This window comes from Alysiella sp., from assembly GCF_030525755.1.
Lineage (GTDB): Bacteria > Pseudomonadota > Gammaproteobacteria > Burkholderiales > Neisseriaceae > Simonsiella.
In genome coordinates this window covers 1-8,755 of the sequence record NZ_JAUNEC010000060.1, presented here as the reverse complement: position 1 = coordinate 8,755, position 8,755 = coordinate 1, and the positions used below count along the sequence as shown (strand labels likewise).

Here is an 8,755-nt window from a genome sequence, read left to right as displayed (position 1 = left end):
GTCGGTAGAGCAACGGATTGAAAATCCGTGTGTCGGCAGTTCGATCCTGCCTCTGGCCACCAAATTTAAAGACCCAAAATCCATTAGATTTTGGGTCTTTTACTTTTATCTTATATGTACTCGGCACACACGGCAGTTTCAATCGGCTTGCCTTATTTTCATTTCAAACAACCACAAATATTCAACCTTTTCTCAAATAACGGTATAATCGCAAAATTTTACGGCTTTCCCAAACCTTTTTACTTCAATTTAGAAAGCAAATTATGGCTTTAATTGTCCAAAAATACGGCGGCACTTCGGTTGGTTCCGCCGAACGCATCAAAAATGTTGCTAAACGCGTTGCCCAGACTCGAGCAGCAGGACATGACGTAGTAGTAGTCGTTTCCGCAATGAGTGGCGAAACCAACCGCTTGGTGGCTTTGGCACAAGAAATGCAAGAATATCCTGACCCACGCGAAATGGACGTTGTATTGTCCACGGGTGAACAAGTAACCATTGGCTTATTGGCAATGGCATTAAAAAACATCGGTGTAGATGCCAAAAGCTATACAGGTTGGCAAGTGGCATTGAAAACCGATACCGCACACACCAAAGCCCGCATTGAAGACATTGACGATGCCAAAATGCGTGCCGATTTACAAGATGGCAAAGTGGTCATCGTAGCAGGTTTTCAAGGGGTAACGCACGGTGGCGATATTTCCACGTTAGGACGCGGTGGTTCAGATACTTCAGCTGTGGCTTTGGCAGCTGCCTTAAAAGCCGATGAATGCCAAATTTACACCGATGTAGACGGCGTTTACACTACTGACCCGCGTGTTGTACCCGAAGCACGTCGTATGGAAACCGTAACATTTGACGAAATGCTGGAATTGGCGAGTTTAGGCAGCAAAGTCTTACAAATCCGTTCAGTAGAATTTGCAGGTAAATACAAAGTTCGCCTGCGCGTTTTAAGTAGCCTGCAAGAAGGTGGCGAAGGCACATTGATTACTTTTGAGGAAGATGAAAACATGGAAAGAGCAGTTGTATCAGGCATTGCCTTTGACAAAAATCAAGCACGTGTTAATGTACGTGGCGTACCTGATAAACCTGGTATTGCCTATCAAATTTTGGGGGCAGTCGCCGATGCCAATATTGATGTAGACATGATAATCCAAAATGCAGGCAATGAAGGCACCACCGATTTTTCCTTTACCGTACCGCGTGGTGATTACAAACCCACTTTGGAATTATTGGAAAGTTTAAAAAACAGCATTAGTGCAACCGAAGTAAGTGGCGATGACCAAGTATGCAAAGTATCGATTGTCGGCTTGGGTATGCGTTCACACGTTGGCGTAGCAGCTCAAATGTTCCGTGCATTGGCTGCTGATAACATCAATATTCAAATGATTTCTACTTCTGAAATCAAAGTATCGGTATTGATTGATGAAAAATACATGGAATTGGCAACACGCGTATTGCACAAAGAATTTGGTTTAGACAAAGCCTAATTTTCCAAAACATTAGGGTAAAACAGAGCAGCATATTGCAACGTGAATTCAGAATACCAAACAGATGAATGATTTGATGTGGGTGGATGCTTGTATCCATACCTTTTCAAGCAGTCTTAAAACACCATGTTGTACTGATGAAACAAATGAATACAAGCCCCACTTCACACAAATTGTTTATTTTCAATGAGTATTAATTTTTATCCTGAACACACATTATTGCAAGATGTATTTATAAATAATTTGTCTTATTTTTTCATCAATGAATGAACCAAATCATGAAGGCTGCCTGAAAATTTCAGGCAGCCAAAAATTTTTACAGAACCCATTTTTATAGCAGCACAAATATGGCTTCTACTGCTTAAATCATGCTACCTAAAAATACCGTAAATACACTTTCAGGCAGCAGTTTGGATTGGATTTACTTACCGCAGTTATTCATGAGATGAGCATATTTTCAAACCTTTGTTTTATTAGGTAGTTTAGTTCATTTAAGATAGAGAGTTACACCGCAAATTCAGCCACAACTGGCGCATGGTCGCTGGGTCGTTCTTGCGCTCGTGCTTCCTTATCTACTAGCACAGTTTTCAATACATTCAATAAAGGCGTGCTGCTCAAAATGTGGTCAATACGTAAACCCAAACCTTTTTGGAACATGGCACCACGGTAATCCCACCATGTGTAATGCGTGCCATCTGGGTGCAAATGGCGCAAACTGTCGTGCAAACCCAAATCCAATAATGCTTGAAACCATGCGCGTTCTTGATTGGAACAATGGATTTTTTCGTGCCATTTGACTGGGTCATAAACATCTTCATCAGTTGGCGCAATATTGAAATCGCCCAATAACACCAAATTGGGATAAAGAATCAATTGCTGCGCAACAAATTGCGTGAGCGCCGCAAACCATTGTTGTTTATAAATGAATTTGGGACTATCCAAAGCTTCGCCATTAACGCAATAGACATTAATCACGCGAATTCCATTGATGGTTGCGGCAATAACACGGCGTTGTGGGTCATCAGGCATTTCAGTCAGCCCTGTATGCACATCTTCTATAGTGTGGCGACTGATGAGTGCCACACCATTATAGGTTTTTTGTCCGCTCCACACGCAATTCCAGCCCATCATTTTTAAAGCCGCTTCGGGGAATTTGTCTTGGTCCAATTTCAATTCTTGTAGTGCCAATACATCGGGTTGGTGTTGTACCAACCATTCGCTAACGTGTGGCAAACGGATATTGAGTGAATTGACATTCCAAGTGGCGATTTTCATGATTGATTTTCCTGTGTGTTTTTCTGTTCTACCAGTTTCATTGCCTTTATGCGTGCCACGCTGCGCACATACATTGCCAGTGATGCAATTTGACCAAAAGCGGCAGCAAAGGCAAATAAAAAGGCAGCGATGCCAAATTGTTTGCTTTGAATGGATAGTAAGTAGCTGCCTGCGGCAATCAAAGCAATGAACAATAGGGAAAATAAAACGGTTAATGTCAAATAGTTTTTTTGTGGGCTCATATTAAAGTATCTCATGTTTTCAGGCAGCTTGAATGCCGCACAAATGATGATTGAAAATCACAAAAATAAGATAAAAATTTTGGAATGCCGTCCGCTGGCATGATATTGTTGCAAACGTTGAATGGGCAAATCTTCTGGTGTGGCTGCCTGAAAACCGCGTTCTGAAAACCAGTCTGCGGTATGTGTGGATAAAGCCAATAAACGCTTTTTGCCTGTTTCTTTGGCATGCTGCACCACATAAGCCAATAATCGATCGCCATACCCCTTGTCTCGTGCTTGATTGGAAACCACCAAACACGCCAGCTCCGCTACATCAGGGGCATCATCAAAGGTTTTGATTTCCATGCAACCATAAATCTGACAATCGTGTTCCAATACCACAAAATCATCAATGTGTTGTTCCAAATACATGCTGTTTCGTGACAATAAAATGCCCTGCTCTGCCAATGGGCGAATCATGGCAATCATGTCAGCCACATCGTGTTTTTGTGCTTGGCGTATGCACATGAAATCATTTTGTGCAATGGACGTACCTGAACCATCACGGGTAAACAATTCACGCAATAAACCACCGTTTCGGCTGCCTGAAAGAATTTGTACACGCGGCACACCTTGATTGAGTGCCTTAATCGCGGTTTGTAATATGATGCGCTGTTGTCGGTAATGTTCAGGCAGCTCATTTGCCAATTTTTGGGCTTCATCAGCACTTAAATTGGACAACAAGCTGCCTGAGAGTGTGTGAATACCATTTTGCTCAATCAAAAAAATCAATTTTTCTGCTTGTATGGCTGCCGCAATAGACTGGGCGGTTTCGTACATACACAGACAGTAATTTTGCCCCACCGTTGACGCCGCTACGGGACTGATAAATACCATAGCTTGTCTGTCTAAATCAGCAATAATCGCTGCGCTATCCACTTTACGAACTTGACCTGAGAACTGCCTGTCCACTCCTTTAATCACACCCAAAGGTTTGGCTGTTAAATAATTGCCCGATGCAATGTGTAAACGCGACGGACGCTGTGGCGCATGTGTGTAGCCCAAAGATAAGGCTGCCTGAAAATCAAAACGGATTTGTCCACATATTTGCTTGGCGTATTGTAAAGTCTGTGCATCACAGATGAAGTGGTCTTGAACAAAAATGGCTTGCTGCTGCGTGACTGCAACATATTTTGCCATTTCTGTTTCTATGCCATGCACCACCACCAAACGAATGCCCAAAGCCGCAATCAAATTCAAATCAGCAGCCAATTCACTTAAATTTTCATCATCAAACAGCGCACTTGATAAACCAATTACCAAAGTTTTGCCACGCAAATAATGAATATAAGGTGCCGCTTCTCTAAATAATGAAGCAAAATCAGTATGAATCATAAAGTTTCTTCTATTGTTGTTTAAGCAATATCTCGCTCTGATGTATGACTTATATGCAACAGTTTCTGTTGTTTTATGGTCATTTCAAATTAACACGAAAAAGCATAAGCAATCACCATGTACAACCATGCTGTTACTATTTTAAACGACCATACATGAGGCTGCCTGAAAATGCTGTTTCCCAATTACTCGTTTGTTCTCTCACAACTTGAGACGCGACTGCATAGGTCATACATAAGGTTAATTAAACCGCAAGTAGGGTTTGTATCAATATGAAAACCCTAAATAAACCATTAAGACAAGAAGCCCCGCCTATGCGGGGCAATGTGTCTTGGATTTTTATCACAACGTTATGCGAATATAAAATCGATGATTTCTATACCTTAATAATAAAGATTTATCACGAGATTATCGATAACACAATAGACGAGAGAAAGCCACTACCAAAACGATGAATACAACTTCTTAAATCAACATCAAAATCAATGAAAACAATTGAATAATCAACACCGCCAATGCGGCGATGGTGGCAATCGTCCAATTGGTTTCATGGGCATTCACAATCGCCACGGGTTGCTGTACCGCTGTTGCAGCAAATGCAGGTAATGTCGTTGCCACTTGCGTTTGTGGCAAGTGGGCAACAGAATTCATGCCATTATCACTTACCAAAGTGAACACCAAGCTGTCCGTATGAATGGTAATGTTGTTTTGTGGCTCGCCTGAACGTTGAGTAGGGTCAACAACTGAAACCGCAGGTTTAATCGCCACTTGTGGCAACTGGGCATTCATACTGTCTCTGTCCATTAAATTAAATGCCAATGGACTGTCCTCAACTGCAACAAAACGAGGCATTTTCGTAGGTGCTTTGGGAATACGATAATGCAAAATAGCAGCTTTTTTAGGCTGTTGCTGCCCTTCTTTTGGTGTTTGAACCGCTGATGATTCATTCACAGCTTCAACAACAGGCTGCCTGAAAACAGGCTCAGGCACTTTTTGTTCTGCAACAATTTGTTTTTGCGTAGCGTTGGATTTGGGACGTTTAACCATTTGAAATTGATGCCCACAATGCACACACACAACCTGCCCTTGTGTCCATTCCAACAAAGATTTATCCAACTCATTTTTTTGTTTACATTGCGGACAATTTACTTGAACTGAACTCATTTTTACCACATCTCTTAACGTTTTATACCGCTCAAACACACCCAACCACCATCACTCACAGATGGTTGCATATCAAACCATTGGGCATAGATTTCGGTCATTTCTTCAAGTTGTTCCACCAAGATACCCGAAAGCACAATGCGTCCACCTTTCTTGGTTCGCCCCGCCAACATCTCGCCCAACATACGCAAGGGATTAGCCAAAATATTGGCAATTACCACATCAAATTGTCCTTGTGGCAAAGCATCTGGCAAATAAAAATCAGCAGCCACTTCATTTAAAACCGCATTATCACAACTGGCTCGAATGGCTTGTGGGTCAATGTCCACACCTACTGCGCTAACTGCCCCTAATTTCAAGGCTGCAATCGTCAAGATTCCAGAACCACAACCGTAGTCCAATACCGTTTTTCCGCCTAACAACTGACCATCCAACCATTGCAAACACAAATGCGTGGTTGGGTGGCTGCCTGTACCAAATGCCAAACCAGGGTCAAGACGCAAATTCACAGCATTGTCATCAGGCATCTCATGCCAAGTTGGGGTAATCCAAAAACGGTCTGAAATTTTAATAGGTTCAAATTGAGATTGTGTTAGACGAACCCAATCTCGTTCTTCCAGTTTTTCTACTACATAATCTGGCAAAACCATGCCCACACTTGTGGCTGCCTGAAACAATGCAGCAGCTACATCGACTTCTGCATCAAAAAGCGCCATGACACGACTTTGCTGCCAAATTTGCTGCTGTGGCATATCTGGCTCACCAAAAATCGCTTGCTCATTTTCGGTTCCCGCAAAAGCATCTTCAATGGCACTGGACAAAGCACCACAATCCATCAAAGCATCAGAAAAAGCTTCCGCATCGGTTTCATGCACAGGAATAATGGCTTGTTGGTAAAACATCATTCTCACCTGCCCACAAGGCATACATCATTATAAAACCCTTATTCTAACAGTTTTTACATACCCTATGTTGCCGATTATGCTCAAAACTATTGCAAACATCATGCATCGCTGATTTCGATACCACATGAAAAGCCACATTCACACTGAAAAAACTTGCATTTATCATGCGGCACGTTTAAAATCTCACGTTTTAAATCCAATTATCCATTTCATTTAGGAGCAACATCAATGGCAAACAGCGCACAAGCACGCAAACGCGCCCGTCAATCCCTGAAAAACCGCGCGCGCAACGCCAGCTTACGTACTGCATTTCGCACAGCAGTAAAAAAAGTATTGAAAGCGGTTGAAGCAGGCGATAAAGCAGCAGCACAAGTTTCTTTCCAAGAAAACACCAAAATTTTAGACCGCATTGCCGACAAAGGTGTTTTCCATAAAAACAAAGCCGCACGCCACAAAAGTCGCTTGTCTGCAAAAATCAAGGCAATGGCTTGATTTTACCTAAACCGTAAAACAAACAAAATTCAAACCGTTCTCTTAATAATTCAAAGAGAGAACGGTTTTTCTATATCTATAATATTCATTAATATAGACAATTAAAAGCATATTAACAACGACTTTTGAAAAAAATCAATCGACCGAAACCCCATTTAAGTCAGTACATTTCCTCAAAACACCGCTAGAAAATCATCAAACAAAAGCATGAGCAAGAAACCTGTTTTCATTTTGATTATATACAGCATCTTGCCCACACCCAAACGCAATACGATTCAGCATCAATAATAAGGCTTACACCTGAACTTTATGCCATTCAGGATTCTGCTCTGCCAAAGTGGTCAATTTACGAGTTAAGAAACCCAACAAAACCCCATAAGCAGGAACAAACAAACCAATTGAAATCAACAACTTAAACCCATAATCTACCAAAGCAATATGCGACCAATTTGCTGCCATAAACGCATCGCTGCTGGCATAAAACGCAATGGAGAAAAATAAAGCAGTATCAATTGCATTCCCTACAAAAGTGGAAGCCATTGGTGCAATCCACCATGATTTCAAACAGCGCAATTGATTGAATACAAAAATATCCATAACTTGTCCAAAAGCGTAAGCCGCAAAACTTGCCAATGCAATGCGAAACACAAAAAAATTGAATTCTTCCAACGCAGACCAACCTGCCCAAACACCTGACTGAAACAAAACTGACAGTGCGTAAGACAGCAATAATGCAGGCAGCATAACCCAAAAAATAATTGTACGCGCCAAATACTGCCCAAAAATACGCACGGTTAAATCGGTTGCCAAAAAAATAAATGGGAAACTCAATGCCCCCCATGTGGAATGCAGCTCAAAACCATTGAGAAACGTAATGGTAAAAGGCAACTGAACCAAATAATTGCTAGAAGCAATTATTACAATGTGAAACACAACCAAATATAATAAAGCTTGACGTTGTTGTGCAGAACTGAATTGATAGACTTGCATAAATTTCCTTAGTTTTGTTATCGCGGGAGGATTCCGAACCGCGTGGTAAAAAAAACAGGCTGCCTGAAACATCAAACAGCCTGTCTATATTGTACACCAAATCATACTTGTTGTCAGCCAACGGTTTTTCAGACAGCCTTTATTCTGCTTGAAAAATGGTCGTATTGGTCTGCACCACCACATTTTCAGGCAGCGTTTCCGCTTTTTCGGCTGCCTGAATTTCCGCTTGCAAGCGTTTTTTCTCGTTCAAATATTGATTGATTTGCTGCACCAAATCTTGCGTGCCAGCGTGGGTCAATGCGCTGATTTTGAACAATCTTGGCGTGTCCATATCAAATTGGAAACGGTCATCGGGGGCAGGGTAATCCCAACCGATTGTCTCCAAAAAGGTGCGTTCACGTTCGGTGGCGGTTTCATCGTCCAGCATATCCAATTTGTTCAACACCAGCCAGCGTGGTTTGTCGTACAAATCTTCATCGTATTTGCGCAATTCGTGGATAATCGCCAACGCTTCGCCAGCCGTGTCCACCGTTTCATCAAACGGTGCCAAATCCACAACGTGCAACAGCAAACCCGTGCGCGACAAATGTTTCAAAAAGCGGTGTCCCAAACCTGCGCCTTCTGCTGCGCCTTCAATCAAACCGGGAATGTCTGCCATGACGAAACTGTTGTTTTCATCCATGCGCACCACGCCCAAATTGGGGTGCAAAGTGGTAAACGGATAATCCGCCACTTTGGGGCGCGCGGCTGAAACAGCACGAATCAGCGTGGATTTACCCGCATTGGGCATACCCAGCAAACCCACGTCTGCCAACACTTTCAGTTC

General features: G+C 42.3%; 9 protein-coding genes and 1 riboswitch. Of the genes, 2 read left to right on the top strand and 7 right to left on the bottom strand.

The genetic code is table 11. The features are described 5' to 3' along the window. Positions 1-263 precede the first annotated feature (263 nt). Positions 264-1,487, top strand: coding sequence for an aspartate kinase (locus tag Q4B82_RS08755; RefSeq protein WP_303066075.1), 1,224 nt, complete (start codon positions 264-266; stop codon positions 1,485-1,487). A gap of 504 nt (positions 1,488-1,991) precedes the next feature. Here Q4B82_RS08755 and xth read toward each other — a convergent pair. The 5 genes from xth to prmA form a co-directional block, all read right to left on the bottom strand. Next, the gene (xth, locus tag Q4B82_RS08750; protein ID WP_303066074.1) at positions 1,992-2,762 is read right to left on the bottom strand and encodes an exodeoxyribonuclease III; all 771 of its coding nucleotides are present in this window, start codon (positions 2,760-2,762) and stop codon (positions 1,992-1,994) included. Beyond that, complete coding sequence (locus Q4B82_RS08745) at positions 2,759-3,004, bottom strand: NGO_0222 family membrane protein (protein ID WP_303066073.1); 246 nt, start codon at positions 3,002-3,004, stop codon at positions 2,759-2,761. The genes xth and Q4B82_RS08745 overlap by 4 nt, the downstream gene beginning before the upstream one ends. 57 nt (positions 3,005-3,061) lie before the next feature. Then, complete coding sequence (gene argA / locus Q4B82_RS08740; protein ID WP_303066072.1) at positions 3,062-4,378, bottom strand: amino-acid N-acetyltransferase; 1,317 nt, start codon at positions 4,376-4,378, stop codon at positions 3,062-3,064. Positions 4,379-4,843: 465 nt separating this feature from the next. Then, positions 4,844-5,542, bottom strand: coding sequence for a hypothetical protein (locus tag Q4B82_RS08735; RefSeq protein ID WP_303066071.1), 699 nt, complete (start codon positions 5,540-5,542; stop codon positions 4,844-4,846). Between the two features lie 14 nt (positions 5,543-5,556). Beyond that, complete coding sequence (prmA, locus tag Q4B82_RS08730) at positions 5,557-6,444, bottom strand: 50S ribosomal protein L11 methyltransferase (RefSeq protein ID WP_303066076.1); 888 nt, start codon at positions 6,442-6,444, stop codon at positions 5,557-5,559. Between the two features lie 231 nt (positions 6,445-6,675). Here prmA and rpsT point away from each other — a divergent pair, with 231 nt between their 5' ends. Beyond that, positions 6,676-6,939: a 30S ribosomal protein S20 gene (rpsT, locus tag Q4B82_RS08725; protein WP_303066070.1), complete on the top strand. Its 264-nt coding sequence runs from the start codon at positions 6,676-6,678 to the stop codon at positions 6,937-6,939. A 294-nt stretch (positions 6,940-7,233) separates the two neighbouring features. Here rpsT and Q4B82_RS08720 read toward each other — a convergent pair whose 3' ends face one another. Together Q4B82_RS08720 and Q4B82_RS08715 are read right to left on the bottom strand one after the other, a co-directional pair. Next, a complete protein-coding gene (locus Q4B82_RS08720; RefSeq protein ID WP_303066069.1) occupies positions 7,234-7,929 on the bottom strand; it encodes a 7-cyano-7-deazaguanine/7-aminomethyl-7-deazaguanine transporter in 696 nt (231 codons plus the stop codon). A 2-nt stretch (positions 7,930-7,931) separates the two neighbouring features. After that, positions 7,932-7,977: riboswitch (PreQ1 riboswitch) on the bottom strand. Positions 7,978-8,068: 91 nt separating this feature from the next. Then, positions 8,069-8,755, bottom strand: a 687-nt coding sequence (locus Q4B82_RS08715) for a GTPase (protein ID WP_303066068.1), incomplete at its 5' end; no start/stop codon positions are given.